We start from the raw sequence: 25,957 nt of genomic DNA, 5'->3' as shown, positions 1-25,957 counted from the left end.
GACTGAGTGGTTAACGCGCTACGTTTTGCGCGCTGGTTCGCCACAGAAGCTACCGGAATATTACAAAGTTAATATCGGCTCCCTCAATTCCTCAACCGATATCACTCCTTCACTTGTCCGTATCCAGCGCGGTTTTTTAGTATCCGCCGCGAAGATCTCTAAATGTGAATGGTTCGGTTTACCGGGATGCTTACACTACCTTTATAGTGGTCTTCGCTCTTAGCCGCCGTCCTTTAGTCGCTGTCGTATCTTTTCACAAATTTGATGCAAAATCAGAAACTCTTCGTATCTCAAACCGGATTATTCGTCCCACTTGGCTCCCTCTTTGACCANNGACGTTGAATTATCCACTCTCTTTTTCTTAAACCATCACTCTAAAGAATATTATTATCAATTTAATATTTTTTTTAAATAATATCACTTTAACCGTGTGGAATTTTATTTCTTATTCCAGACTATCCATGTTAACTTTTCCTTTCAATTATTGATTTACCACAGAGAACAGGTATGTATGAAAGTGATTTGATTATTAAAGAAATGCAGGCTGACAAACTGATGGCATTAATGCTCGACAAAGCCCTTGCCGGTGTTAAAGACCAGATTTTAGAATCAGCAGCGAGAATGCAAGACGGCGCTACACGACTGAGTTATTACGCCTCCTGTTTTACTGATAATTATCAGGATGTATGTACAAAGTTGAAATATGAGGATAAACGTTTTGCGGAAGGTTTGTATCAGTTAATCCGGGATCGCCGGATTGTGTATGACCTCATGAGTGAGTATTTCAGTCAACTATTCAGGCATAAAACCTATGAGCAACTGGATTTTATAAAGGGGCAATTGCTTCAGCTGGGGACAAACATTTCTGCCAGTAGTTTTACCGCTGAGTCTTTTACGCTCGGAATCACCTCTTCGGTGTGTCTGAGCCTGGGATTTAGTCCTCCTGTCATCGGAAAGGTTCGTGCACTGTCTAGCGGCGCGGTAGGTGCAGCAGGGCTTTACGGATATGTTCAGCAAGCAGCAGAAAGCGCAGACAGGCTTAAGCGCCAAAGCCCGTTGTACTACCATGCACTCTGTCTAAGAAAATTAGATATGATGTATTTTATTGTGGAACCTGTATTCATAAAAGCACATGCTTTCGGGCATCAACATCTGTCAGATTCACAGATAGCAAATATAATATCCAACATGATGAAATAATATGTTCAACTTTCTAAAGAATTTTCTAAAGACACAGGCTTCGTTTTTTTCAAGAACCTACTTACCTGCAATAAGCATACTGATATTTCTTATATTTGCAGTGAATGTATTTCCCTCATTTGCCATAGAAACGACGGTAATCTTTGCTGTAATTGTTTTCGTTTTTATATTCATCACAGCTAAGCCTTCCAGGTGAAATTCTTAAAAAAACCCAAATGTCGCATCCAGCCCATTTGTCGCTAATTGCCGATAATGGATCACCTATTATCGGCAATGATACAATTCCTGAGCGCCCCGCTTTAGTTGAATAGCAGGACCTTGTGGATCTACACCCCCTCCATCACCTCCTCAATCGATAACACCCCTTCACTTGTCCTTATCCAGCGCGGTTTTTTGGTATCCGCCGCGAAGAACCAGACCAGCTCACACAGCAACCCGGTTAGTGTCTTTTCCATTTCGGGCACCAGCGCCTGCCCGGACAGCAATCGCGCCAGTGTCAGGCAGTAATCACAGAGCAACGCTGAATCCGGGTCAAACGCGGGCTTCAGGGGTGGAAGCGTATCAATCGTCAGACTTTCAAACAGATGGTGCGGCACAGGATCATTCAGCGTCGGTTGTAACAGCGTCAGGCACGCGCTGAGTCGGGCGCAGAGCGCCATTTTCAGTGCCTTATCGTCGTTTTCAATCAGGGTTTCGGCGAATTTTTCACAGTGATCGGCCAGGACAGTGAAATCCGTGGTGGCAGTGAAAGGAACAGAAAGTAACGGGTGAGTCTGGGTAGGGATCGTCGCCATCGTGGCAGCCTCCTGTAACGGGTGATATGTCCGCCACTGGAGAGGCTAATCTCACGGGTGACGGAACCGGGCGGGGTTAGCCTTACCGGCGTTACAGGGAACCGGCGCGTCTTTCGACGCCCCCGCCCGGCCCGCCATTGAGGTGTAGCCGTGCGCACGACACAAAAAAGACGCTGGCGCGTCACGTGTCGCCTGTAACACTCTTCAGGAGGCTAATCCCGACACCTGATTTTGCAGGTGCGGGAGAAAGATACTGCTATCGGTACGCGGTCGCAAGCGGTTTAACGGTGGCGAGCGGAACAGAGTTCGGATCTGGAATTCTGCTCGCAAAACGGTAAAGAACGTCATCCAAGGTTTATATATTATCCGTTATGTCGATTTTAAATCGACAATTCAGCCAATAAGCAAACTAGCGCTTGTTTTGCGTCATTGGTGAATTTACAGTGGTTTAATAATTTTCAATATTGTCCATGCAGAGGCGACACTTGGCGAACTATCTAAACTGGCTGATGCAGAATACACTTCCGGGTCAGGTCCTGTTACAGACATGGCTTACCCGTCATGGCATAGATCGTAAGCTCTCGTACCTCTATGTTCAGAACGGTTGGCTCAGTCGCATCGCGCACGGAGTTTATTGCCGCACGGGTCGCGAATCAGACTGGGTAGACGCGGTTTACTGCCTGCAAATGCAGTGGGAAAAACCCGTTCGGGTGGCGGGGCTGACCAGCCTTGCGCTACAGGGACAGGCCCACTATACCGAACCGGGCAGGCAGCAGATCTGGCTCGCGCTTCCGGCTTACGCCAGGTTGCCTGGGTGGTTTACCGCATTTGAACAGGCCGTCACCTTTGTCACGCTGTATACCTCATGTCTCACCACCGATGCAGCGCCTTTCACAACGAAACTGAGTATCGGCGACAGGCGATTAACAGGCAGTTCCCCGGAACTGGCGGCTTATGAAATTGCCAGCGGCGTTCCTTCGCTGATCTCCTTCGAACATGCAGACGCCCTTTTTCAGGGGATGAATCTCCTCAGCCCGCGCAAATTGCAGGCGCTACTTTGTGCCAGCCATTCGGTTAAAACCAATCGCGTGATGCTCTACCTGGCTCAACATAATGCGCATCCGTATTTTCAGTATCTCGATCAACGTGGTATAGAGACAGGCACAGGAAAGCGGCAAATCGTCCCCGGCGGCTGGCTGGAGCCGGATTACCACATCACCGTTCCCCGCGCATTTAAACCGGAAGGAGTTGAAGATGGATCTTCGTGATAGTTATGCCCGGCAAGTCCGGCTGTTGATGACTGCTCTGCCTCATGTGGCGCAGGAATCCTGCTTCGCGCTGAAGGGCGGTACGGCAATCAATTTGTTTGTGCAGGATTTCCCTCGTCTGTCGGTGGATATCGATCTGACTTATACCTCCTTTGTTGATCGCCATACCGATCTGGCGGCCATCAATGATGCATTGCGGCGTATTACGGACTCGCTAAACAACAGACCGGGAATCTCGGCTATCCGACAGAAGAATAAAGCCGATGAAAAACGCATCATCGTTAACACGACGGATGCACAAATCAAGATTGAAGTCAGCCCGGTCTGGCGTGGGTTGCTGTTGCCACCAGCGGAAATACCGGTGTGTGAGAAGGCGGAAATGGAGTATGGCTTCACCATCATGAATGTCGTTTCGCTGGCAGATCTTTATGGCGGTAAAATCTGTGCCGCGCTTGACCGTCAACATCCCCGCGATCTGTTTGATGTATTGATGATGCTCGAGAAACCCGGCCTGACGCGTGAAATCTTTGACGGCTTCCTTTGTTATCTGGCAGGACACCCTCGTCCCATTGCCGAACTGCTGTCACCTAACTGGGATGCCGCCCGGATTGCCACGCTTTATGCACAAGAATTTGCTGGCATGACACAACTGGACATCTCACTGGAATCACTTCTGTCAGTCACGACATTGCTGCCTCATGCGCTGAAATCACACCTTACGGAACAGGATCGCCAGTTTTTACTTAGCTATAAGCAAAACAATCCCGACTGGTCGCTGTATCGCTATCCTGACATTCAGCATCTCCCGGCTATACGCTGGAAACGGCGTAATCTGTCGGTGCTGAACGAGACAAGTCCAGCGAAATTTACGGCGGCAGTCAGCAAGCTGGAAGGGCTTCTCGACACCCACTAACCCTTATCCGTATACCGATACCCATACTGGCTGTACCCGTAGCCATAGTAATCGCTGGCGCGGCGGATCACCCCGTTCAGAATCGCTCCTTTGATGTTGATTCCGCTCTGCTCCAGGCGCTGCACGCAGACGCTGATCTCTTTAACGCTGTTCAGACCAAAACGCGCGACAACCAGACTGGTGCCAACGGAGCGGCCAATTACGGCAGCATCGGTGACGACGAGGATCGGCGGCGTATCGATGATCACCATATCGTAATGCGTATTTGCCCAGGCCATCAACTGGCGGAAACGGTCGCGCATCAGCAGCTCTGCCGGGTTCGGGGNGCGGGTGATGACGTCGAACCCGCCTTTGTGAAAACGCTGCACGGCTTCGGTCATTTCTGATTTGCCGGACAGCACGTCCGACAGCCCGACGTCATTCTCAATGCCGAACATGTCATGGACGTATCCCCGGCGCATATCGCCATCAATAAACAATACTCTGGATTCGGACTGCGCAATCACCGCCGCCAGCGCGGTGCTGACGAACGTTTTGCCGCTGTCCGGCGTGGCGCCGGAAATCATCAAAATGTTGTTCGCGGTCTCCATCATCGCGAAATGCAGGCTGGTACGCAGACCACGAATCGCCTCGACGGACAGATCGATCGGGTTATCGACCGGCAAAAACGGGATGTTGCGGGTGTGGTGGCGCAGGCGCGATGAGAAAAAATGCTGGCGTCGCACCTGGGCTTTTTTCGCCAGCCACTCTGACAGCGGCACGGTGGCGTAAACGTTGATTCCCTGCTCTTCCAGTTGCTCCGGCGACTCAATGCCCCGGCGCAGCAGCGTACGCAGCAAAACCAGCCCCGTGGAGAAAAACAGGCCGAGCATCAGCCCCAGAACCACAATCAGCGCTTTTTTCGGCCGGACAGGCTCCGGCTGCGTCATTGCCGGGTCAATAATGCGCACATGACCAATGGCGCTTGAGCGGGCAATGCTCAGTTCCTGCTGACGGTTAAGCAGTTGCAGATACACAATACGCCCGGACTCCACATCCCGGCTGAGGCGCAGCACTTCCTGCTGCGTCTGCGGCATCGCCGACACGCGCTTGTTGAGCCGCGTTTTCTCCTGCTCCAGCGTATGACGCTTTTCCAGCAACGCGCGGTAGGTCGGGTGATCTTTTTTGTAGAGCTGGGAGATTTCGGCTTCGCGGAAAGTCAGCTCGTTAAGCTGGTTATCCACGTTGACGATCTGCTCAAGTACGCTTTTCGCTTCAAGGTTGAGGTCGACCGAATCCTGCTGTTTGCGGTAGGCGTTGAGTTTATTTTCCGCCTGATCCAGTTCGTTGCGCACCTGCGGCAGTTGCTCCTGCAGGAATTCCAGACTTTTTGAATCCTGCGCCGCCTGGCGGGCGATGTTCTGTTGCAGATAATTGCTGGCGATGCTGTTGAGAATGCGGACGATGTTCTCCGGATCGTCCCCGGTGATCGTCAGCCCCAGCATGCCGCTGTCTTTGCCCCGCTCTTTCACCGAAAAGCGCTGCTGCAGGGCGTTAATCGCCTCCAGCTCAGTTAGCTGCGTCAGCATAAATTCGGTGCCCGGCGCGGCCTGAATATCCGACACGGTCAGGGCGAGGTCATTGTGAATGAGCGGTTCGCCCACCACGCCCGTGACGGTGAAATCCGCGCCATCCACCCGGTAATGACCGTTATCTTCTACCGTTAGCACGAGCCGTTGCGCACGGCCGTCACGGCGTGGGATCACCATCCCGTTCAGCGCCAGCCGTCCAGGAATGTCTCCCGTCAGCCGCGCCCAGCCACGGCCCAGCAGCGGAAAATAGCGCTGCGCCACGACATCGCGTAGCCGTAAATCATCAATGGTTTTGCCGAGGATCATGCGCGACTGCAGCAGTTCGATCTCCGGCGCGGAATCCGGCGAGCTACCAGGGAGATCCTGCGTCAGGCTGTTGAGCAGCGCATTGCCCTGCTTTTGCTCCACCTGCACCAGCGCGTCCGCCTGGTAAATCGGGGTGGTAAACAGCGCGTACGCCAGCGCGCCCAGCGTGAACACTATCGTCACGCCAGCAATCAACTTCCAGTGATCGAGCAGCTCGAAAAACAAGCGAACCAGATCGATCTCATTGTCGCCCGCGGGCATGGCCTGTGGGTGAAGGTTTTTCGTCGACATAAAACAACATATCTCGTTTGGTTAGCTGAGCCGCTTCGCCCATTCCTGAGTGGCCTGTGCCAGCAGGCCATACACATGCTCGAACGCTTCGCGACGTTTGCCGTAGGGATCGGGAATTTTTTTGCCGTCCAGCCATTGACCAAAAAGCAGCGTTTTTCCCCGCACGTCGGGCGCCATCACCGTCACCTGTTCAATGTGCGCTGGCTCCATCACCAGGATCAGATCGACATCGCGCNCCCCTGCCGCACCAGCCGCTCACCGATGGGCGAGCGACACAAATTTCCGGTACACAGCACCAGAATGGAGCGAAACCTTAACGTGGCCATGTGCGGATGTACCGTACGGTTTCCGTCAGGTCATGCACACCGGTGATGGTCGGCACCAGTTGAGAAATCACGCGGTTCCAGCGCACTACCGGCGCGGCGGTCACATAGACGATGTCGTAAGGTTCAAGCTGGAATTCTGTGCTCAGCACCATGGCGGAGGCGTCCTGCGCCTTAAGCTGATAAATACTGGCGATTTTGCCGCCGGGTGAACGGTTTACCGGGCGGATGACAAAAATGCCGGTGGCATCAGACATGTCCTGCCGCAGGCCATCGGCGTTGCCCAGCGCTTCCGCCAGCGTCATGCCGCTGCGATCCATCTTCAGCGTGCTCTGCTTGCCCACTTCACCCATCACGAACACTTTCAGGCTGTCGTTGCGCGGCACAAACAGGATGTCGCCGGGGTACAGCAACTGGTTCTGCGTCAGATCGCCACGCTGCATCAGCGCGTACAGCGAAATGCGGCTCTCCTTACCGTTATGGGTCAGCACGACGTTGCGCCAGTCGGCATTCTCGGTCAGGCCGCCCGCGGCATTGATCGCGTCCATAATCGTTAAGGGAATATTGGTGATCGCCTGCTGACCGGATTTGGCGACTTCACCAATGACATAGGACTTTTGCGAACGGAACGCGGCGATGCTGACATCCACCTGCGGGCTCTCAATCACGGTATCGAGGCGCGCGGTGATATCTTCCCGCACCTGAGTCAACGTCTTACCGGCCACCTTCAGGCGGCCCACGTAGGGATAAAAAATAGCGCCGTCGGCGTTGACCCAGTTGCCAGTATCGCTGGCGCTGCGGTACTGCCCGGCGGGCGTGGTGAGTTCAGGATGATCCCAGACGGTGACCATTAAAACATCGCCAATGCCGATGCGGTATTCATAGTCCTGCAACAGCTTATCGAGCTGTGGGTTGGCGCGGGCAGGGATATGCGGCGGGCGCATTTGTTCGACAAGGCCCGGCGTCAGCGGATAAATATTTACCATCTTATTAAGATCGTAATCCTTGTCCGCAGACTCAATGACATTCTTGCCGTGCGTACTTAATCCCTGGCCCGGAATAACCGTACAGCCGCTAAGCACCGCCAGCACGAACATCAGCATCGGTAACGTGAAAATGGTTTTCTCAACCCTGGGCTTCCTGCTCATTATTTTTCCTTACGGTACGTTTCGCATGAAACAAGCGAATCAGAGCGGTATTAAGATCTGAAAAGACAATCCCTAAATATTATTAATGTATTGAAAGCGGCAGAGTTTATTTTTATTAAAAACAACTATTTATAAATTATTGAATACGCAAAAGAATCGCAAAATTATACACTAAAACATACTACGTGCCGTCCGAAGGGTTGTAAATATAACTAAGTATTTTTAAGGGTTTCCCGTCAATACTTAATAAAATAAATGCCATCGGTTGAATGAAACATGAATATGCACATGCAGGGTGAATTACTCAGACAAGGTTCTCAGTAGCGATGCTTATATTTCATCGTGTGTGGAATAAAAATAATACTGTTCACGTATTTCCGAACGTCAGACACATCGTGTAATGATAACGCGTCCATTTGACCAGGCGAATTGCCTTATTTATTCTAAGATTAATGACGGTACCGGGTCAGGCAACCGGTATCTTCCGGCTAAGAATAAAATGAGATAACACCATGGAATTAAAGGATTATTACGCAATTCTGGGGGTTAAGCCGACGGACGATCTCAAAACCATCAAGACCGCCTATCGCCGCCTCGCGCGAAAATATCACCCCGATGTCAGTAAAGAAGCGAATGCCGAAGCGCGTTTTAAGGATCTCGCAGAAGCCTGGGAAGTGTTGAAAGACGATCAGCGCCGCGCCGAATACGACCAGCTCTGGCAGCACCGCAACGATCCGCAGTTTGGTCGCCAGCAAACGCAGCAGCAACAGCATTACAGTCAGGAAGAGTTCGATGACATTTTCTCGTCGATCTTCGGCCAGCACGCTCGCCAGTCGCAGCAATCGCATGCCGCGCGGGGGCATGATGTGGAAATAGAAGTGGCGGTGTTCCTGGAAGAGACGCTGGAAGCGCAGACCCGCACTATCAGCTTCAGGCTGCCGGTGTATAACGCCTTTGGTCTCGTTGAGCAGGAAATCCCGAAAACGCTGAACGTGAAGATTCCGGCAGGCGTCGTCGACGGGCAGCGCATTCGCCTGAAAGGCCAGGGCACGCCCGGCGAGCATGGCGGCCCGAACGGCGATCTGTGGCTGGTTATCCACATCGCGCCGCATCCGCTGTTCGATATTGTCGGTCACAACCTGGAGATTGTCGTTCCGCTGGCGCCATGGGAAGCCGCACTCGGTGCCAAAGTCACTATCCCGACGCTGAAAGAGAACATTTTGCTGACCATTCCCCCCGGCAGCCAGGCGGGGCAACGGCTGCGCATCAAGGGCAAAGGGCTGGTGAGTAAAAACGCCACTGGCGATCTGTACGCGGTGATCAAAATTGTCATGCCACCGAAACCGGATGAGCAGAGCGCAGGACTCTGGCAGCAACTGGCGCAAGCCCAGGCCGCGTTCGATCCGCGCAAAGAGTGGGGTAAAGCATAATGGCTAACGTTACCGTAACCTTCACGGTTACTGAATTTTGTCTGCATACCGGCGTGTCAGAAGACGAACTGAATGAAATCGTCGGTCTGGGCGTGGTTGAGCCCTGTGACAGTCAGGATGACACCTGGCGGTTTGACGACCGCGCAGTGAGCACGGTGCATCGCGCTGTGCGCCTGCGTAACGAACTGGAACTCGACTGGCCGGGTATCGCCGTGGCGCTGGCGCTGCTCGAAGAAAATGCGCGTCTGGTGAAAGAGAATCGCCTGCTGCACCATCGGCTGGCGCGTTTTATTATCCACTCCTGATCGATCGCCTCCGCTGAGATATACTTCAGGGAGGCCATCACTGGGGGCACTCTTATGAGCACACAACGCCTCGCGCGCAACCTCCGCCTTTCCGGCATCGGCGGGTTTATGGTGATCTCCCTGCTCGCCGTGATTACGCTGCACGCGCACTGGCCGGCGTTTATCCAGTGGTGCCTCAGTACGCAAATTACCCTGCACCGTTATCTGGTGATGTACCTGCTGCAACTGAATAATCATCAGTACAGCGGCGGCCTGTGGCTGCTGACCGGTGCCTTTATGTATGGCGTTCTGCATGCCATCGGCCCCGGACACGGCAAATTTATCGTCACCACCTACCTCAGCACTAACAAAGAGAGCCAGCTCGCCGCCCGGGTGGTGCCGTTTCTCGGCAGCCTGATGCAGGGCGTCAGCGCGATCCTGTTCGTTTTTATTCTGGCGGTGGGGCTTAATCTGGCGTCCGGCGATCTCAGCGAGAGCCGCTGGTATGTCGAGAAGATCAGCGCCGTACTGATTGGCGCTTTTGGCGCGTTGGTGATTTACCAGGCGCTGAAAAGCCTGCAGCCGCGCAAACTGACCATCAAAAGCCTGACGCCGGTGCATCAGCATGATGCGGACTGCGGGTCGGGGTGGATCTCACGCAAGCCGACTGGAAAACCCGGCTCGGCGTGATCCTGGCGATCGGTGCCCGGCCGTGCAGCGGCGCTATCATGATCCTGCTCTTTTCCAACGCGCTGGGCATTGTCAGTTGGGGCATCGCCGCGGTGATGACCATGTCTTTCGGTACAGCGCTGTCGATCATGGGGCTGTCGCTGGCCGTCCGCTACGCCCGCAACCGCACCGTGGCCTTTTTTGGCGCGGATAATTCGCAACTGCACTGGCTGGTGCCGCTGGTGAAAGTAGCGGGCGGTGTCATTCTGATCCTCTTCGCCACCGTCCTGTTTCTGACGGTGATCCCAATCAGCGCCAACGGCGATTTTATTGCCGCCGGGTGCTAATCCCCCTGCGGCTGACCCGCCTGAATGGCGATCCACGCGGCAAAATCACGCATTGCCGCCGTTTCGGGGCGCGACTGTAACCGCGTCAGCCAGTATCCGCCGAGACTAATTTGCGTGCTGAATGGCTGAACAACGCGTTCGGTATTGAGCAGATGCGTGAACATTCCCGGCGGTGCAATGGCAATGCCCGCGCCCGCCTGCGCCGCTTCCAGCATGGTGACAGAAGAATCAAACACCATCACCGGGTGCGTCGGTGAAGGCTCCCGCTCCCCCGCCGCCTGCAGCCAGGCGCTCCATTCATCACGCCGATAAGAACGCAACAGCGTGAATCTCAGCACATCCGCCGGGTATTGCAGTTCTGCTGCCAACGCGGGTGAGCACAACGGTGACAGCGGCGCGTCACAAAGAAAAATCGCCTCGGTGCCGTGCCAGGCCCCGCTACCAAAACGGATCGCGTAATCCAGCCCTTCCGCAGCAGGATCGACCCGGTTGTTATGGGTGGAAAGATGTAAATCAACATGCGGAAAGCGGCGGCGAAAATGCTCCAGTCGGGGAAAGAGAAAGCCTGNNCTTTCCCCGCCGCTGACTGGCGGCAAAGCGATCCAGCGTATCGGCAATCCGGTCGAACGAATCATTGAGCACCGGCAGCAGATTTTCCCCTTCGGTGGTCAATATCAGGCCGCGCGACACGCGGGCAAACAGCTGACAATTGAGGTGCGCTTCCAGCGCTTTCACCTGCTGGCTGATCGCCGAATGGGTGACATTCAGCTCAATGGCCGCGTGAGTAAAACTTAAGTGTCGGGCGGCGGCTTCGAACGCCCGTAGCGCATTCAGAGGGATATAGCTTCGGGTCATGGTGTCATCTGTAAGAAAAACTTCAGGCAGATGCTAAATTTAATCGTTTGCCAGCGGTTGTCAAATCCCACAGACTGAGCGCGTCTCAAGGGCCCGGACACCTCGTCAACTTATGCTAAGGAAGGAATTCATTCATGCAAAAAATGCTTAACACCGCGCTGGCGGTCACTGCGCTGACGCTCACCACGGCCACTTTCGCCGCCGAAAATACGCTGACGTCCGCGCAAATCGGCAAAANCGCGCCGCTGCTCAAGGCGCAGGCGATTCCGGGCATGGCGGTAGCCGTAATCTATAAAGGGCAACCGTATTACTACACCTACGGCAAGGCCGACATCAAGCAGGATCGTCCGGTCACCAGGGAGACGCTGTTCGAACTCGGTTCCGTTAGTAAAACTTTCGCCGGGGTGCTGGGTGGCGATGCCCTCAGCCGGGGCGAAATCAGCCTCAGCGATCCGGCGACAAAATACTGGCCTGAGCTGACCGGCAGCCAGTGGAAAGGGATCACGATGCTGCACCTGGCGACCTACACCGCAGGCGGCCTGCCGCTGCAGGTGCCGGCTGACGCCAAAGACATGGCGTCGCTGCTGAACTTTTACCAGCACTGGCAACCGCAGTGGGCGCCGGGCACCCGTCGGCTGTACGCGAACTCCAGCATCGGCCTGTTTGCCGCGCTGGCGGTGAAGCCGTCCGGGCTGAGCTATGAACAGGCACTGACGGAACGCGTGCTCCAGCCGCTGAAGCTGACGCATACCTGGGTCAACGTCCCGCAACAGGATGCGAAAAACTACGCCTGGGGCTATCGCGACGGTCAGCCGATTCGCCTCACGCCCGGCATGCTGAACGCCGAAGCGGTGGGGTTAAAATCGAGCGTGGTGGATATCGCCAGCTGGCTGCAGGCGAACATGAACCCGCAGCAGCTTGAGGATCGTACGCTGAGCAATGCGATTACGCTGGCGCAGTCGCGTTACTGGCGGATTAGCAGTATGTATCAGGGGTTAGGCTGGGAGATGCTGAACTGGCCGGTAAAAGCCGACACGGTGATCAACGGCAGTGATAACAAAGTGGCACTGGCGCCGCTTCCGGCTGTCGCCATCGAACCGCCTGCGCCGCGCGTGGCTGCCTCGTGGGTACACAAAACCGGCTCCACCAACGGCTTTGGCGCGTATGTGGCGTTTATTCCTGAAAAACAGCTCGGCATCGTGATGCTGGCGAATAAAGCCTATCCTAATACGGAACGGGTGAAAGCCGGGTATGCCATTCTGAAGGCGCTGCAGTAAGCAGGTAAAAAAGCCCGATAACATCGGGCTTTNNTACGGTTACTCGTTGATTTTCGGATGCTGCGACACCAGCCGTGAGCGTTTTTCCTGAAGATCCGAGATCTCTTTATCGATATCCTCGATTTTCTGCTCGATGTTATCGTGATGCTCCTGCAGGATCTCTCGCGCTTCCTGAATGTCAGAGGCCGCAGGGGTCGCGCCTTTAAGCGGACGGTTAGCAGTCTCTTTCATCGTAATACCGGTGATCAGGCCGATGACGGCGATGGTCATCAGGTAGTACGCGGGCATCATCAGGTTCTGCGAGGCTTCCACCAGCCATGCGGCGAGGGTTGGCGTCAGACCCGCCACCAGCACCGAAATGTTAAACGCGGCAGCCAGCGCGCTGTAGCGGATGTGCGTCGGGAACATCGCCGGCAGCGATGACGCCATCACCCCGGTAAAACAGTTCAGCACCACCGCCAGCATCAACAAACCGGCGAAAATCAGGCCAATCACATTACTGTTAATCAGCACGAAGGCCGGAATGGCCAGCGCAAACAGCGCCACGCTACCAATGATGATAAACGGACGACGGCCAAAACGGTCGCTCAGCAGCCCCATCACCGGCTGCACGAACAGCATGCCGATCATGATGGCGATAATAATCAGCACTCCGTGATCTTCGGAATAATGCAGGTTGTGCGACAGGTAACTCGGCATATAAGTGAGCAGCATGTAGTAGGTCACGTTGGTGGAAATCACCAGACCGATACAGGCCAGCAGGCTGCGCCAGTGCTTAGTGGCGATCTCTTTAAAGGAGACCTTCGGCCCGTCCTGCAGCCCTTCACGATCGCCCTGCTCGAGCTTATCGACGTGCTGCTGGAACGCCGGCGTCTCTTCCAGCGCATGACGCAGATAGAGGCCAATCAGCCCTAACGGCAGCGCCAGGAAGAACGGAATACGCCAGCCCCACTCAAGGAAGTTGGCCTCACCGACCACCGTCGAGATAAGCACCACCACGCCTGCGCCCATTACGAAGCCCGCGATTGAACCGAAGTCCAGCCAGCTGCCCATGAAACCGCGTTTACGATCCGGTGAATATTCGGCGACAAAGATGGACGCACCAGTATATTCCCCGCCAACCGAGAATCCCTGCGCCATTTTACACAGCAACAGCAGCACCGGCGCCCAGATGCCAATGGAGGCGTACGACGGGATAAGACCGATACAGAAGGTACTCAGAGACATAATGACGATGGTGATCGCCAGGATTTTCTGGCGACCGTATTTGTCGCCCAACATACCGAAAAACAGACCGCCCAACGGGCGAATCAGAAAGGGAACGGAGAAGGTTGCCAGGGCGGCAATCATCTGTACGCTGGGATTGGCATCGGGGAAAAAGACCTTACCCAGGGCAAACGCCACAAAACCGTAAACACCAAAATCGAACCATTCCATGGCATTGCCGAGTGACGCGGCTGTGATCGCTTTACGCAATTTACCATCGTCGATAATCGTGACATCCCGAAGCGTGATTGGTTTTACTTTTTTCCTTTTAAGCATTCATTTTCCTCGTAAATTTCGCCGTGAGCGCACATGTGAGGGGCAAACAAAGGGGTGTTCGCAATCGTGCGGTAGTGGAGCGGCGAAATGCTGTGCTCCTCATTTCAAGCGTAGCAGGTTTGCCTGCACAAGCTGTCAACCCTTGTACAACCGAACCTGTTGACGCCTGCTCTGGCAGTCAAAGATAGGGCAGGATCGCCGTTTGACGTGGTCAAAACACGGACCCTGCTTTTTTACCCTACCAGCGTTTAGATTTGTGATCAACTTCACGCAATTGATTACGTCACGTAACCTTGCATTAACAAACGTAAAGGGGTTTACGCGCAGGCTGACAGCGCCCGGCTACAGCGGAGCGGCCAGCATGTCATCTGTAAACATCTCTTCCAGCATCGCCTCCACCAGACGTTTTGCCGAACAGAGCCGTGGCATGCCCAGGGCGATGGTTTGCCAGGTTTGGGTGATGGACCAGCTGACCGGGTGTTTTTCTGCAGAGCACCAGCTCCCCTGCCAGCCAAGCATTTCCCGGTGATCCATCAGTGACGCAGAAGTAGGTGATGCCAGCCACTGGTGATAAAAATGACGCGTCTCCGGCGAAGCGCTAATACTCTCCGCCAGATACTGGCTGGCCATGGTCAGCAGATTCTCTTTCAGCAGCGCCCTGACTTCACTGTTCGCCAGGCGGCAGGCGTCGCCAAATGCGCCCCAGCGCAGTTCCTCCAGGGCGATAAAACAGCGGCCCGCCAGCGACCAGCCGTCGTAGCTGCCCGCATGCCAGCGGGTAAACACCTGATCGCTGTGCTCGCCCGCATGCACCATCAGTCCACGCTGTGACAGCGCGCGCTGCTTATGCCCGGCGCGTTGCAGAAAATGCCCGGCAACCACGCCGTATTGCTGGCGAAGTTCCGTTGATGCACGCCCTTTCTCTTGTAAGGAAAGCAGATACTGGCTCATGCGCGTAAGCGCCAGATGGCCGGGGTCAAACATCCCCGCCAGTTTTTCCGCCAGCGCCAGGCGGATCGCCGGGTTATCGCCCGGGGCGCCGGTCATCGCCCACGGTGCCAGCTGTACCTGCGACACCACCTCTTTCAGCAATCGCTCGCGAAACAGTTGCTGTTGCGGCACCACCGAACCCGGGCGCGGATTGTCGATGCCGAGCACCAGCTCGACAATAAATTTCGGGTGAATGGATTCGAGATGCCGCCCCGGACCTTCCAGTAATTGCCTGTTCATGTCTGTTCGACCGCAAAAAGTGTCTGAATATCATCGCGAAGCAGACGCGCATCCTCCTGGATCCACCGGACGGTGGACAGACTTTGCTGAAGCTGAAGATTAAGCGTCATGACCGCGGACTGGTGCTGCTGGCGCAGGTTGAGGCTTTCCTGCAGGTTCTTCTGCAATCCTGCCAGGTTCTGTGAAAATCCGGCGAAAAAGGTGGTCATTCCGGCGGTCACCGCCACGTCCACCTGCGCCCCCAGCGCTTTCAGGATCTGCTCGCAAAACTGAGAAATATGGAAGATGAGCTTGTGCTTCAGGGCAGGAATATCAATCACGTACCGCGCCTGCGTCATCACATAGTCGTCCCATCCCCAGCCGGGGTTATTCAGCCAGCGCGTAACGGACTCCCGCACTCCTCCGCGCGGTAACGCGCTGACCGGCGTATCTTCACGGGCAATCGCATCAGCAAATACCAGCGGAATGTTAAAATCCACCAGCCCGGCGCGAAACGGCGGCAGGCTGATCCGCGCCCGGAATCCGGCCTTGCCCAGCTCTTCCTTAATGTGCAGTTCGATGGGACGCAACGCCTCTTCCAGCGTCCGTGTCAGACTGATTTCCAGTTGCGCAAAGCGCTGCGACAGCTCTCGCGTTAGCGTCTGCTGGGTGGTGAGCAACACGCTCTCACAGCCCTGGCGAATCTTGCTCAGCAGACAATGCGCCTCGCTTTCGGCATTAAGCACTACCTGACCCGCGTCTTCACCGTCACCCGTTCGCAGTTCAACCGGCACATCGCCGCTCAGGCTACGCAGATTCTCTTCTCCAAACCAGCGCTCTACCTGCTGTAACGCGCTCGCCTGCTGCTCAGTAATAAAGGCCTCAACACCGGCGAGCGCCTCCACTACCTCATGATGCACCTCATCGGTAACGCCGTACCTGCGCGCTTCAAACTGCGCCATGCTCTCTTCCAGCCCGGCAATATTGTGCTGAAGCTGATCGAACGCCACCGTCATGCCCTGATGACGAAAATCGAGATAGTCCTGCGCCTGCACCGCATAGTTGAGCAGTTTGTGCGAGGCGGAGCGCAACGCAAACAGCGAGGCATGGGTGTGCGCCGCGTGCAGCAATTTATAAATGGGCTGCTCAAACAGCGAATCTTCCCACAGCAGATCGGCCGCGTGACGCATTTTACCGACCTCCTGCAGATCCTCATTGCGCCAGCGTCGCCCCAGCGCCGCTTCGGCAAAATCCTGCACCCAGCGCTGCTCCTCAGGCGACGGCAGTTTGCCGTGGACGTTCAGCTCATGCCGCGCACGATTTGCCAGATAACCCCACATTGACGACACCGGGAAAATCTGCCCCGAGGTAATGCACCCTTTCATCAACGTGCCAGAAATGAGCGCCCGCACCTGGTCTTCATCGTCGCTGTTGCGATCTTTCTGATCGAACTTATTGACCAGCGCATACAGCGGCACCGACTGCCCGACCGCCGCAATCGCCTGGCGCATCTCTTCATCAGAAACAGATTTCAGTTGCGTGTAATCCATCACCGCTAATACCGCCGACGCTCGCCCCAGTTGCTCGTTGAGCATTTTTTGCAGATGCGGCTGCCCGGCTTCGTTTGGCCCAGGCGTATCCAGCAGCGTCAACTGGCCGGGGAAATGCCCCATACCGGAGAGATGGACAAATTCCACTTCAATCACCGGAATATGTTCAATCGCGGCATAGTCGGCGAAGGGAAATTCCGCCTCCAGCGCCTGAGAAAGCCGCACCAGATCGTTAAGGCTTTTCAGGCAGTGGAAAATCGGTTGCGCGCCAAGATAGTGTTTTTCAAACGCCACGCCGTGAGTAATTCTGTCGAGCAGCGTGTTCATGTCCTTATCTAACTCAAGCTTTTCTGCCAGCACGTTGCGGTCGATGTGGCTGATTTTATTCTGCAATTCCTGCATTAACCGATCGATAGGTTCAGGATGGGTAAAATGCAGGCCGGGTTCTTTTTGCCCGGGCGTGTGGCGAATTAACGTTGGAATTGCCGTCATCGGCCGATTGCGGTTAGGTAAAACCTCAGTCCCGACAATCGCATTAATGGTGGTTGATTTCCCGGCTTTCATGGTGCCGACAATCGCCAGCACCATTTCCAGGCGGGTGATCTTTCGTAATTCGTTATTCAACGTCGCCTGTTGGGTGCTAATCCCCTCCGGGCTGAAATGCAACGGGCGCGGGGCTGCCTGAGCGTTTTGATCACTCACCGGCAGGGTTTTCAAACTCTGTAGATGTCGCAAAGCCAACTGCAGTAAGCGCTCGGCTTCCTGGCTTAGCTCATATATTGTCTGTGTGTACATGGTTAAAGAATTTCCTTAACGCAAATTATATTACTTTTATTTCTCTGAACTTTTATTACCCAGATATTATTTTTATAATTACTCGTTTTTATAATATTTTATGTTTGTTCTGGTGCTCATTAATTTATTATTCTGGCGGTGCTTTAGATAAAGCAGAGATTAACAGCGTAGCGCATTTTCTAAAATATTCAGAACATATCGTTATTTATTTTCATATCGGTAACGCGAGCTTTCCCGCACGGTGCCGCCGCGCTTGTGAAATAGCACCGACAAAAGTGTGGATTTGCGGTATAATTAGGCCTATTTTCGGCGATCTGCCATTTTAAGAGGACTTTTTTAATGCAACTTCCACACTGCCCAAAATGCAATTCCGAATATACCTATGAAGATAACGGTATGTACGTCTGTCCGGAATGCGCGCACGAATGGAATGATGCTGAACCGGCTCAGGAGAGCGATGCGCTGATCGTGAAAGATGCGAACGGCAATCTGCTGGCCGACGGCGACAGCGTCACCGTGATCAAAGATTTAAAAGTAAAAGGCAGCTCTTCGATGCTGAAAATTGGCACAAAAGTGAAGAATATTCGTCTGGTCGAAGGCGATCACAACATCGACTGCAAAATTGACGGCTTTGGCCCGATGAAACTCAAATCCGAGTTTGTGAAGAAGAACTAGTTTGTCACCCGGGGGCGCTTCGTTTACCGGGTTAACCCCAACTACACTTAACGGGCTTCTCTTACCTGAGGTAATGATTATGCCGTTAAGTCCCTACATCTCTTTCGCAGGCAATTGTGCTGACGCCATTGCCTTCTATCAACAAACGCTCGGTGCAGAACTGGCGTACAAAATCACCTTCGGCGAAATGCCCAAAGAGGCGCAGAACAACGAAGACGGCTGCGCGTCGGCAACGCCGTTCCCGGACGATGCTATCGCCCATTCCAACGTCCGCATCGCCGGAAGCGACATCATGATGAGCGATGGCCTGATGAGCGAGCAGGCGAACTATTCCGGCTTTACGCTGGTCATCGACACCCAGAATACCGAAGAAGGGAAACGCTGGTTCGACAGCCTGGCTCAGGGCGGTAAAATTGAAATGGCCTGGCAGGAGACCTTCTGGGCGCACGGCTTCGGAAAAGTGGTCGATCAATTCGGTGTGCCGTGGATGATCAACGTCCTCAAACAACATTAATCCCCTGACGGGCAGGCGTCGCCTGTCCGTCATCTTCGCGTCGTCAACTCTTCATCTTTCAGTAATGCCCACATAACCCAAATGTCACATTCATCCGCCACGATGGGGCCAACTCATGGAGGCCGCATTGTGCATGCAATTTGTGATTTCCCTTAGGCACGTAAACTGATTAGCGAGGCTTTGATGGCTATGCACTTGTCCAGACATCCGACCAGTTACCCGACGCGTTATCAGGAGATTGCCGCGAAACTTGAGCAGGAGCTACGCAACCACTACCGCTNAGTGACCCGCCACACCCTGCGCCGCGCCATCGACCAGCTCGTGGAAAAAGGCTGGGTGCAGCGTCGTCAGGGTATCGGCGTGCTGGTGCTGATGCGTCCGTTCGATTACCCGCTCAATTCCCAGGCGCGATTCAGCCAGAACCTGCTCGATCAGGGCAGCCATCCCACCAGCGAAAAACTATTGTCGGTGTTGCGTCCGGCATCGGGCCACGTCGCCGACGCGCTCGGCGTGCAGGAGGGCGACAACGTCATCCACCTGCGCACGCTGCGCCGGGTGAACGGCATCGCCCTGTGTCTGATCGACCATTACTTTTCCGACATGCGCTTCTGGCCAGAACTGCAGACCTTTAACAGCGGTTCATTGCATGACTTTCTGCGTGAGCGGCTGGGCGTGTCCCTGAAACGCACCCAGACGCGTATCAGCGCCCGCCGCGCCCAGGCCAAAGAGAGCAACGTGCTGGAGATCCCCAACCTGTCGCCGCTGCTCTGCGTGCGCACCCTGAACCACCGTGACGGCGAGATCAACGCGGCGGAATACTCCGTCAGCCTGACCCGCGCCGACATGATTGAATTCACTATGGAGCACTGAATGCATTTCGATACCGCAACCCGTCAGCGCTGGATGTCGGCGCTGTCACACAGCGACCCCACCGCGCTCAGCGCGCGGATGCAGGCGCTGAAACTGTCGCCCGATTACGCGCTGATCCGCGCCCCGGAAACCGGGCTGGTGCAGATCCAGGCGCGAATGGGCGGCACCGGCGATCGCTTTTTTGCTGGCGACGCCACCCTGACCCGCGCGGTGATCCGTCTCGCGGATGGCACCCTCGGCTACAGCTGGGTGCTCGGGCGCGATAAACCACACGCGGAACGCTGCGCGGTTATCGACGCCCTGCTACAAACCCAATCCCATTTTCAGTCCTTAATGGAAACCCTGATTCACCCACTGGAGGCAGCGCGAACGGCACAGATTAACGCCCGCCGCGCCGAAGTCGATGCCAGCCGGGTCGACTTCTTTACGCTGGTTCGCGGAGATAACGCATGACATTACAGATGGCTTTTACCCTTCCGGTGCAGGATGCCCAACACAGTTTTCGTCGCCTGCTGAAAGCGATGAGCNNCAACTGAAACAGGGCTGGCAGCCGCTCAATCTCGCCACCACCAGCGTGCTGCTGACGCTGGCGGATAACGACACGCCGGTATGGCTGTCCGCGGCGGTGAACAATGATATCGCCCGTCAGAACTTACGTTTTCATACCAACGCGCCGCTGGTGGATCAGCCGCAGCAGGCGGTGTTCGCCGTGGCGGATGACGCGCTGAGCGCCGATCAACTGAACGCGATGAGCGCCGGTAGCGCCGTGGCGCCGGAAACCAGCGCCACGCTGATTGTGCAGGTGGCCGGGCTGAGCGGCGGGCGCATGCTGCGTCTGACCGGCGCGGGTATTGCCGAAGAACGCATGATTGCGCCGCAGTTGCCGGAGTGCCTGTTACACGAACTGACCGAGCGCCCGCACCCGTTCCCGCTGGGCGTTGACCTGATCCTCACCTGCGGCGAACGCCTGCTGGCGATCCCGCGGACCACCCATGTCGAGGTGTGCTGATGTACGTTGCCGTCAAAGGGGGCGAAAAAGCGATAGCCGCCGCCCATAATCTGCAGGAACACCGGCGCCGGGGCGATACCGGGCTGCCTGAACTGAGCGTGGCGCAAATTGAGCAGCAGCTGAATCTCGCCGTTGACCGCGTGATGACCGANATTTTTTTACTGCGCGCCTACCGCACGACGCTGGCGAAACTGGCGGTCAGCGAGCCGCTAAAGACCGCAGAGATGCGCCTCGAACGCCGCATTTCCGCCGTCTATAAAGACGTGCCCGGCGGGCAACTGCTTGGCCCGACCTACGATTATACCCACCGTCTGCTTGATTTCACCCTGCTGGCAAACGGCGAAACGCCGGTGCTGAATACCGCCGATTCCACGCCTGAATCCACGCCGCACGTCTTCAGCCTGCTGGCGAAACAGGGGCTGGCGAAAGCGGAAGTAGATACCGATACGATGCCGGATGACATCACCCGCACGCCGCCGGTTTACCCCTGCTCACGCGCCTCGCGCCTGCAACAGCTGATGCGCGGCGACGAAGGGTATCTGCTGGCGCTGGCCTACTCCACCCAGCGCGGCTATGGCCGCAACCATCCGTTCGCCGGGGAGATCCGCAGCGGTTACGTTGAGATTGACATCGTGCCGAAAGAGCTGGGATTTGCCGTGAACGTCGGTGAACTGCTGATGACTGAATGTGAAATGGTGAACGGCTTTGTTGCGCCGGACGATGAGCCGCCGCATTTCACCCGTGGCTACGGGCTGACTTTTGGCATGAGCGAGCGCAAAGCGATGGCGATGGCACTGGTGGATCGCGCGTTGCAGGCACCGGACTACGACGAATCAATTGCTGGCCCGGCGCAGGACGAAGAGTTCGTACTGGCGCATGCCGATAATGTTGAGGCCGCCGGATTTGTCTCGCACCTCAAGCTGCCGCACTACGTTGATTTCCAGGCTGAACTGGAGCTGCTGAAATGTCTGCAACGGGAGAACTGCCGTGGCTAACCCACTGACCGGCTACAACTTTGCGTACCTTGATGAACAAACCAAACGCATGATCCGCCGCGCGCTGCTTAAAGCGGTGGCGATCCCCGGCTATCAGGTGCCGTTCGGCGGCCGTGAAATGCCGATGCCCTACGGCTGGGGAACCGGTGGGATCCAGCTCACCGCCAGCGTGATCGGCGAAAACGACGTGCTGAAGGTGATCGACCAGGGCGCTGACGACACCACCAACGCCGTCTCGATCCGCAATTTCTTTAAACGCGTTACCGGTGTTGAGACCACCGAGCGCACTGACGAAGCGACGCTGATCCAGACCCGCCACCGGATCCCCGAGACGCCGCTGGTGGAAGACCAGATCCTGATCTATCAGGTGCCGATCCCCGAGCCGCTGCGCTTCATCGAACCGCGCGAAACCGAAACCCGCACCATGCACGCGCTGGAAGAGTACGGCGTGATGCAGGTGAAACTGTATGAAGACATCGCCCGTTTCGGCCATATCGCCACCACATACGCCTATCCGGTGAAAGTGAACGGCCGCTATGTGATGGATCCGTCGCCGATTCCGAAATTCGACAATCCGAAAATGGACATGATGCCTGCCCTGCAGTTGTTTGGCGCCGGGCGCGAAAAACGGATCTACGCGGTGCCGCCGTTTACCCGCGTCGAGAGCCTCGATTTCGACGATCACCCGTTTACCGTGCAGGCGTGGGACGAACCCTGCGCCATCTGCGGCTCACGCCACAGCTACCTTGATGAAGTGGTGCTGGATGACACCGGCAAACGGATGTTTGTCTGCTCCGATACCGACTACTGCCGCCAACAGAGCGAGGCGTTAAGCAAATGACCCAACCGCTGCTTTCAGTCAATAACCTGACCCACCTGTACGCGCCGGGCAAAGGCTTCAGCGACGTGTCGTTCGCGCTCTGGCCGGGCGAAGTGCTGGGTATCGTCGGCGAATCCGGCTCCGGTAAAACCACGCTGCTGAAATCGATTTCGGCACGCCTGACGCCACAGCAGGGCGAGGTGGTGTATCAGCAACGTTCGCTGTACGCCATGAGCGAAGCGGAACGCCGTCGCCTGCTGCGCACCGAGTGGGGCGTGGTGCATCAGCATCCGCTGGACGGTCTGCGCCGTCAGGTCTCGGCGGGCGGCAACATCGGCGAACGCCTGATGGCCACCGGCGCGCGCCATTACGGCAATATTCGCGCCACGGCGCAGCAGTGGCTTGAAGAGGTGGAGATCCCCGCGTCACGCATCGACGACCTGCCGACCACCTTCTCCGGCGGCATGCAGCAGCGTCTGCAAATCGCCCGCAACCTGGTCACCCATCCGAAACTGGTGTTTATGGACGAACCCACCGGCGGACTGGACGTCTCCGTGCAGGCACGTCTGCTGGATCTGCTGCGCGGACTGGTGGTGGAGCTGAACCTTGCGGTGGTGATTGTTACCCACGATCTCGGCGTCGCACGCCTGCTGGCCGACCGCCTGATGGTGATGAAAGAAGGTCAGGTGGTGGAAAGTGGGTTAACCGACCGCGTGCTGGACGACCCGCATCATCCCTATACCCAGTTGCTGGTGTCATCGGTATTGCAGAACTGAGCGTTGTTTTTGCTGTGCCGGATGGCGGCTTTGCCTTATCCGGCCTGCAAAAGCCGCACATTCGTAGGCCGGGTAAGCGAAGCGCCACCCGGCAACCCGGACCACGAGGCCACTATGATTCATGTAGAGAATTTGAGTAAAACGTTCGTCCTGCACCACCAGAACGGCGTGCGTCTGCCGGTGTTGCAGAACGCGTCGCTGTCCGTTGATGCCGGGGAATGCGTCGTGCTGCACGGCCACTCCGGCAGCGGTAAATCCACGCTGCTGCGTTCCCTGTACGCTAACTATTTGCCCGACGACGGCCACATTCACATTAAACACGGCGACGAGTGGGTCGATCTGGTCACTGCGCCCGCGCGAAAAGTGGTGGAAGTGCGTAAATCCACCATCGGCTGGGTCAGCCAGTTTCTGCGGGTGATCCCGCGTATTTCCGCGCTGGACGTGGTAATGCAGCCGCTGATTAATCTCGGCGTTCCGCGCGACGAATGCGCCGCCAAAGCCGCCCGCCTGCTGACGCGGCTCAACGTGCCGGAACGCCTGTGGCATCTGGCGCCGTCAACCTTTTCCGGCGGCGAACAGCAACGCGTCAACATCGCCCGCGGTTTTATCGTTGATTACCCGATTCTGCTGCTCGACGAACCGACGGCATCGCTGGATACCAGGAACAGTGCGGCTGTCGTTGAACTGATTACCGAAGCCAAAGCGCGCGGGGCTGCGATTGTCGGTATTTTCCATGACGACGCGGTACGTCATCACGTCGCCGATCGTCTCCATCCGATGAGTGCAACATCATGATTATCAATAAAGTAAAGTTAGTGCTGGAAGATGAAGTGGTTCATGGATCTGTTGACGTCCAGGATGGCGTCATCCGTGCTTTTGCCCAGACGCAGAGCCGTCTGCCGCAAGCAATGGATGGTGAAGGCGGCTGGCTGTTGCCGGGGCTTATCGAGCTGCATACTGATAATCTGGATAAATTCTTCACCCCGCGTCCGAAAGTGGACTGGCCTGCGCATTCCGCCATGAGCAGCCACGATGCGCTGATGGTGTCCAGCGGCATCACCACCGTGCTGGATGCGGTGGCGATTGGCGACGTGCGCGACGGCGGCGACCGGCTGGAAAATCTCGAAAAGATGATTAACGCCGTCGAAGAGACACAAAAAAGCGGCGTAAACCGCGCCGAACACCGTTTGCATCTGCGCTGCGAACTGCCGCACCACACCACCCTGCCGCTGTTCGAAAAGCTGGTCGGTCGCGAGCCGGTGACGCTGGTGTCGCTGATGGATCATTCGCCAGGTCAGCGCCAGTTCGCCAACCTGGAGAAATACCGCGAATATTATCAGGGCAAATACCAGCTTACCGACGAGCAGATGGCGCGCTATGAAGAAGAGCAGCTACAGCTGGCGGCCCGCTGGTCGCAGCCCAACCGTGAAGCCATCTCCGCCCTCTGTCGTCAGCGAAACATTGCGCTGGCGAGCCATGACGACGCCACTCACGAACATGTTGTCGAATCACATCAGATTGGCAGCGTGATCGCCGAATTTCCCACCACCTTCGAAGCCGCAGAATCCTCACGCCAGCACGGCATGAACGTGCTGATGGGCGCGCCCAATATTGTGCGCGGCGGTTCGCACTCCGGCAACGTCGCGGCGCATCAGTTGGCCTCGCTCGGCCTGCTGGATATTCTGTCGTCCGACTATTATCCGGCAAGCCTGCTGGATGCGGCGTTCCGCGTGGCGGACGATGACGACAATGCCTTCACGCTGCCACAGGCCATTCGTCTGGTGACGAAAAACCCGGCGCAGGCGTTGAACCTGCACGATCGCGGCGTCATTGGCGAAGGCAAACGCGCCGACCTGGTGCTGGCGCACCGCAAAAACCAACACATTCACATCGACCATGTCTGGCGTCAGGGCAAGAGGGTTTATTGATGGTGGGAAAGCTGGTCTGGTTAGTGGGGCCGTCGGGCTCCGGTAAAGACAGTCTGCTGGAAGCACTGCGCGTACTGGAGCATCCGCGCATTCTGGTGGCGCATCGCTACATCACCCGGCCGTGGAACGCAGGCAGCGAAAACCATGTTGCGCTGAGCGAGCAGGAATTTTTTACCCGCGCCGAACAGCAGCTGTTTGCGCTGAGCTGGCACGCCAATAATTTTTATTACGGCGTCGGCGTGGAGATTGACGTCTGGCTGCATGCCGGGTTTGACGTGGTGGTCAACGGCTCACGGGCGCATCTGCCGCAGGCGAAAGCGCGCTACGGAACGGCGCTGTTGCCCGTCTGCCTGCATGTTTCGCCAGAGGTGTTGCGCGAGCGGCTTGAGCGTCGCGGTCGCGAGAACGCCATCGACATTGACCAGCGTCTGGCGCGGGCGGCGCGCTATACGCCGGACAACTGCCATATGCTGAATAACGACGGCAGTCTGCTACAGTCAGTGGAGACCTTTTTATCCCTGATCCATCAGCCCGTTGCGCCACAAGAGAAACCCCATGCCTGCCTGTAAACTGCGTCAGTACGCACTGTAAGGAGGAA

22 protein-coding genes and 4 pseudogenes are annotated in these 25,957 nt (G+C 56.1%); 18 read left to right on the top strand and 8 right to left on the bottom strand.

What is annotated here, in order from left to right; translation table 11 throughout:
- The first annotated feature begins 507 nt into the window (after positions 1-507).
- A complete protein-coding gene (locus GM30_RS14235; protein ID WP_049849142.1) occupies positions 508-1,200 on the top strand; it encodes a hypothetical protein in 693 nt (230 codons plus the stop codon).
- A gap of 326 nt (positions 1,201-1,526) precedes the next feature.
- On the opposite strand, the gene GM30_RS14225 is transcribed toward GM30_RS14235, so the two are convergent.
- Positions 1,527-1,994 (bottom strand): hypothetical protein, encoded by a 468-nt coding sequence (locus GM30_RS14225; protein ID WP_049849140.1) that lies wholly within the window; start codon positions 1,992-1,994, stop codon positions 1,527-1,529.
- Between the two features lie 485 nt (positions 1,995-2,479).
- On the opposite strand from GM30_RS14225, the gene GM30_RS14220 reads away from it, so the two are divergent.
- A complete protein-coding gene (locus GM30_RS14220; RefSeq protein ID WP_193391781.1) occupies positions 2,480-3,262 on the top strand; it encodes a type IV toxin-antitoxin system AbiEi family antitoxin domain-containing protein in 783 nt (260 codons plus the stop codon).
- A complete protein-coding gene (locus tag GM30_RS14215) occupies positions 3,249-4,175 on the top strand; it encodes a nucleotidyl transferase AbiEii/AbiGii toxin family protein (protein ID WP_049849139.1) in 927 nt (308 codons plus the stop codon). Before GM30_RS14220 ends, GM30_RS14215 begins: the two co-directional genes overlap by 14 nt.
- Here the strand turns inward: GM30_RS14215 and etk are convergent.
- From etk to GM30_RS14200, 3 genes and pseudogenes are all read right to left on the bottom strand, one after another.
- The gene (gene etk / locus GM30_RS14210; protein WP_049849138.1) at positions 4,172-6,343 is read right to left on the bottom strand and encodes a tyrosine-protein kinase; all 2,172 of its coding nucleotides are present in this window, start codon (positions 6,341-6,343) and stop codon (positions 4,172-4,174) included. The two genes, GM30_RS14215 and etk, sit on opposite strands and share 4 nt — an antisense overlap.
- 21 nt (positions 6,344-6,364) lie before the next feature.
- Positions 6,365-6,669 (bottom strand): annotated as a pseudogene (locus GM30_RS24495) (arsenate reductase/protein-tyrosine-phosphatase family protein).
- Positions 6,657-7,769 carry a polysaccharide export protein gene (locus GM30_RS14200; protein WP_049849136.1) on the bottom strand — a complete coding sequence of 371 codons (1,113 nt, stop codon included), beginning with the start codon at positions 7,767-7,769 and terminating at the stop codon, positions 6,657-6,659. Before GM30_RS14200 ends, GM30_RS24495 begins: the two are co-directional and overlap by 13 nt.
- A 557-nt stretch (positions 7,770-8,326) precedes the next feature.
- On the opposite strand from GM30_RS14200, the gene cbpA reads away from it, so the two are divergent.
- The 3 genes and pseudogenes from cbpA to GM30_RS14185 all read left to right on the top strand — a co-directional run bounded on the left by cbpA (position 8,327) and on the right by GM30_RS14185 (position 10,544).
- Positions 8,327-9,244 carry a curved DNA-binding protein gene (cbpA, locus tag GM30_RS14195; protein WP_049849135.1) on the top strand — a complete coding sequence of 306 codons (918 nt, stop codon included), beginning with the start codon at positions 8,327-8,329 and terminating at the stop codon, positions 9,242-9,244.
- Positions 9,244-9,549: a chaperone modulator CbpM gene (cbpM, locus tag GM30_RS14190; RefSeq protein WP_049849134.1), complete on the top strand. Its 306-nt coding sequence runs from the start codon at positions 9,244-9,246 to the stop codon at positions 9,547-9,549. The genes cbpA and cbpM overlap by 1 nt, the downstream gene beginning before the upstream one ends.
- 108 nt (positions 9,550-9,657) lie before the next feature.
- A pseudogene (locus tag GM30_RS14185) lies at positions 9,658-10,544 on the top strand (nickel/cobalt transporter).
- Here GM30_RS14185 and ampR read toward each other — a convergent pair.
- Positions 10,541-11,399: pseudogene (ampR, locus tag GM30_RS14180) on the bottom strand (LysR family transcriptional regulator AmpR). The pseudogenes GM30_RS14185 and ampR overlap by 4 nt on opposite strands.
- A gap of 143 nt (positions 11,400-11,542) precedes the next feature.
- Here ampR and ampC point away from each other — a divergent pair.
- Entirely contained in the window at positions 11,543-12,676 is a 1,134-nt protein-coding gene (gene ampC / locus GM30_RS14175; RefSeq protein WP_080993435.1) for a class C beta-lactamase, read from the top strand.
- Between the two features lie 39 nt (positions 12,677-12,715).
- On the opposite strand, the gene proP is transcribed toward ampC, so the two are convergent.
- The 3 genes from proP to crfC all read right to left on the bottom strand — a co-directional run bounded on the left by proP (position 12,716) and on the right by crfC (position 17,772).
- Positions 12,716-14,218 carry a glycine betaine/L-proline transporter ProP gene (gene proP / locus GM30_RS14170; protein ID WP_049849132.1) on the bottom strand — a complete coding sequence of 501 codons (1,503 nt, stop codon included), beginning with the start codon at positions 14,216-14,218 and terminating at the stop codon, positions 12,716-12,718.
- 342 nt (positions 14,219-14,560) lie between these two features.
- Positions 14,561-15,448 (bottom strand): diguanylate cyclase regulator RdcB family protein, encoded by an 888-nt coding sequence (locus GM30_RS14165; RefSeq protein ID WP_049849131.1) that lies wholly within the window; start codon positions 15,446-15,448, stop codon positions 14,561-14,563.
- Entirely contained in the window at positions 15,445-17,772 is a 2,328-nt protein-coding gene (gene crfC, locus GM30_RS14160) for a clamp-binding protein CrfC (protein WP_049849130.1), read from the bottom strand. Before crfC ends, GM30_RS14165 begins: the two co-directional genes overlap by 4 nt.
- A 339-nt stretch (positions 17,773-18,111) precedes the next feature.
- Here crfC and GM30_RS14155 point away from each other — a divergent pair, with 339 nt between their 5' ends.
- The 11 genes and pseudogenes from GM30_RS14155 (at position 18,112) to phnN (ending at position 25,928) form a co-directional block, all read left to right on the top strand.
- The gene (locus GM30_RS14155) at positions 18,112-18,447 is read left to right on the top strand and encodes a zinc ribbon domain-containing protein YjdM (protein ID WP_038158283.1); all 336 of its coding nucleotides are present in this window, start codon (positions 18,112-18,114) and stop codon (positions 18,445-18,447) included.
- Positions 18,448-18,526: 79 nt separating this feature from the next.
- Entirely contained in the window at positions 18,527-18,961 is a 435-nt protein-coding gene (gene yjdN, locus GM30_RS14150) for a VOC family metalloprotein YjdN (protein ID WP_049849129.1), read from the top strand.
- Positions 18,962-19,150: 189 nt separating this feature from the next.
- Positions 19,151-19,831 (top strand): phosphonate metabolism transcriptional regulator PhnF, encoded by a 681-nt coding sequence (gene phnF, locus GM30_RS14145; protein WP_049849128.1) that lies wholly within the window; start codon positions 19,151-19,153, stop codon positions 19,829-19,831.
- The gene (gene phnG / locus GM30_RS14140) at positions 19,832-20,284 is read left to right on the top strand and encodes a phosphonate C-P lyase system protein PhnG (RefSeq protein WP_049849127.1); all 453 of its coding nucleotides are present in this window, start codon (positions 19,832-19,834) and stop codon (positions 20,282-20,284) included. It begins immediately after the preceding gene.
- Positions 20,281-20,840 (top strand): annotated as a pseudogene (gene phnH, locus GM30_RS14135) (phosphonate C-P lyase system protein PhnH). Before phnG ends, phnH begins: the two are co-directional and overlap by 4 nt.
- Positions 20,840-21,835 (top strand): carbon-phosphorus lyase complex subunit, encoded by a 996-nt coding sequence (locus tag GM30_RS14130; RefSeq protein ID WP_049849126.1) that lies wholly within the window; start codon positions 20,840-20,842, stop codon positions 21,833-21,835. Before phnH ends, GM30_RS14130 begins: the two are co-directional and overlap by 1 nt.
- Positions 21,828-22,676, top strand: a complete 849-nt coding sequence (gene phnJ, locus GM30_RS14125) for an alpha-D-ribose 1-methylphosphonate 5-phosphate C-P-lyase PhnJ (RefSeq protein ID WP_049849125.1) — start codon at positions 21,828-21,830, stop codon at positions 22,674-22,676. Before GM30_RS14130 ends, phnJ begins: the two co-directional genes overlap by 8 nt.
- The gene (gene phnK / locus GM30_RS14120; protein ID WP_049849124.1) at positions 22,673-23,431 is read left to right on the top strand and encodes a phosphonate C-P lyase system protein PhnK; all 759 of its coding nucleotides are present in this window, start codon (positions 22,673-22,675) and stop codon (positions 23,429-23,431) included. Before phnJ ends, phnK begins: the two co-directional genes overlap by 4 nt.
- Positions 23,432-23,545: 114 nt before the next feature.
- Positions 23,546-24,226, top strand: a complete 681-nt coding sequence (phnL, locus tag GM30_RS14115; RefSeq protein WP_049849123.1) for a phosphonate C-P lyase system protein PhnL — start codon at positions 23,546-23,548, stop codon at positions 24,224-24,226.
- Entirely contained in the window at positions 24,223-25,359 is a 1,137-nt protein-coding gene (gene phnM, locus GM30_RS14110) for an alpha-D-ribose 1-methylphosphonate 5-triphosphate diphosphatase (RefSeq protein WP_049849122.1), read from the top strand. Before phnL ends, phnM begins: the two co-directional genes overlap by 4 nt.
- Entirely contained in the window at positions 25,359-25,928 is a 570-nt protein-coding gene (gene phnN, locus GM30_RS14105) for a ribose 1,5-bisphosphokinase (RefSeq protein WP_049849121.1), read from the top strand. The genes phnM and phnN overlap by 1 nt, the downstream gene beginning before the upstream one ends.
- Positions 25,929-25,957: the final 29 nt, after the last annotated feature.

The organism is Trabulsiella odontotermitis (assembly GCF_001188485.1).
GTDB classification, from domain to species: Bacteria; Pseudomonadota; Gammaproteobacteria; order Enterobacterales; family Enterobacteriaceae; genus Trabulsiella; species Trabulsiella odontotermitis_A.
The sequence above is the reverse complement of the archived record's forward strand: the minus strand, read 5'-3'. Positions and strand labels throughout refer to the sequence as shown.

Bases quoted from the DNA above. Each gene is read 5' to 3' on its own strand.
- GM30_RS14225 (WP_049849140.1), bottom strand. From the start codon at position 1,994: ATGGCGACGATCCCTACCCAGACTCACCCGTTACTTTCTGTTCCTTTC.
- GM30_RS14215 (WP_049849139.1), top strand. From the start codon at position 3,249: ATGGATCTTCGTGATAGTTATGCCCGGCAAGTCCGGCTGTTGATGACT.
- phnG (WP_049849127.1), top strand. From the start codon at position 19,832: ATGCATTTCGATACCGCAACCCGTCAGCGCTGGATGTCGGCGCTGTCA.
- GM30_RS14165 (WP_049849131.1), bottom strand. From the start codon at position 15,448: ATGAACAGGCAATTACTGGAAGGTCCGGGGCGGCATCTCGAATCCATT.
- cbpA (WP_049849135.1), top strand. From the start codon at position 8,327: ATGGAATTAAAGGATTATTACGCAATTCTGGGGGTTAAGCCGACGGAC.
- GM30_RS14235 (WP_049849142.1), top strand. From the start codon at position 508: ATGTATGAAAGTGATTTGATTATTAAAGAAATGCAGGCTGACAAACTG.
- phnM (WP_049849122.1), top strand. From the start codon at position 24,223: ATGATTATCAATAAAGTAAAGTTAGTGCTGGAAGATGAAGTGGTTCAT.
- phnN (WP_049849121.1), top strand. From the start codon at position 25,359: ATGGTGGGAAAGCTGGTCTGGTTAGTGGGGCCGTCGGGCTCCGGTAAA.
- phnL (WP_049849123.1), top strand. From the start codon at position 23,546: ATGATTCATGTAGAGAATTTGAGTAAAACGTTCGTCCTGCACCACCAG.
- proP (WP_049849132.1), bottom strand. From the start codon at position 14,218: ATGCTTAAAAGGAAAAAAGTAAAACCAATCACGCTTCGGGATGTCACG.
- phnK (WP_049849124.1), top strand. From the start codon at position 22,673: ATGACCCAACCGCTGCTTTCAGTCAATAACCTGACCCACCTGTACGCG.
- crfC (WP_049849130.1), bottom strand. From the start codon at position 17,772: ATGTACACACAGACAATATATGAGCTAAGCCAGGAAGCCGAGCGCTTA.
- yjdN (WP_049849129.1), top strand. From the start codon at position 18,527: ATGCCGTTAAGTCCCTACATCTCTTTCGCAGGCAATTGTGCTGACGCC.
- cbpM (WP_049849134.1), top strand. From the start codon at position 9,244: ATGGCTAACGTTACCGTAACCTTCACGGTTACTGAATTTTGTCTGCAT.
- GM30_RS14200 (WP_049849136.1), bottom strand. From the start codon at position 7,769: ATGCTGATGTTCGTGCTGGCGGTGCTTAGCGGCTGTACGGTTATTCCG.
- GM30_RS14155 (WP_038158283.1), top strand. From the start codon at position 18,112: ATGCAACTTCCACACTGCCCAAAATGCAATTCCGAATATACCTATGAA.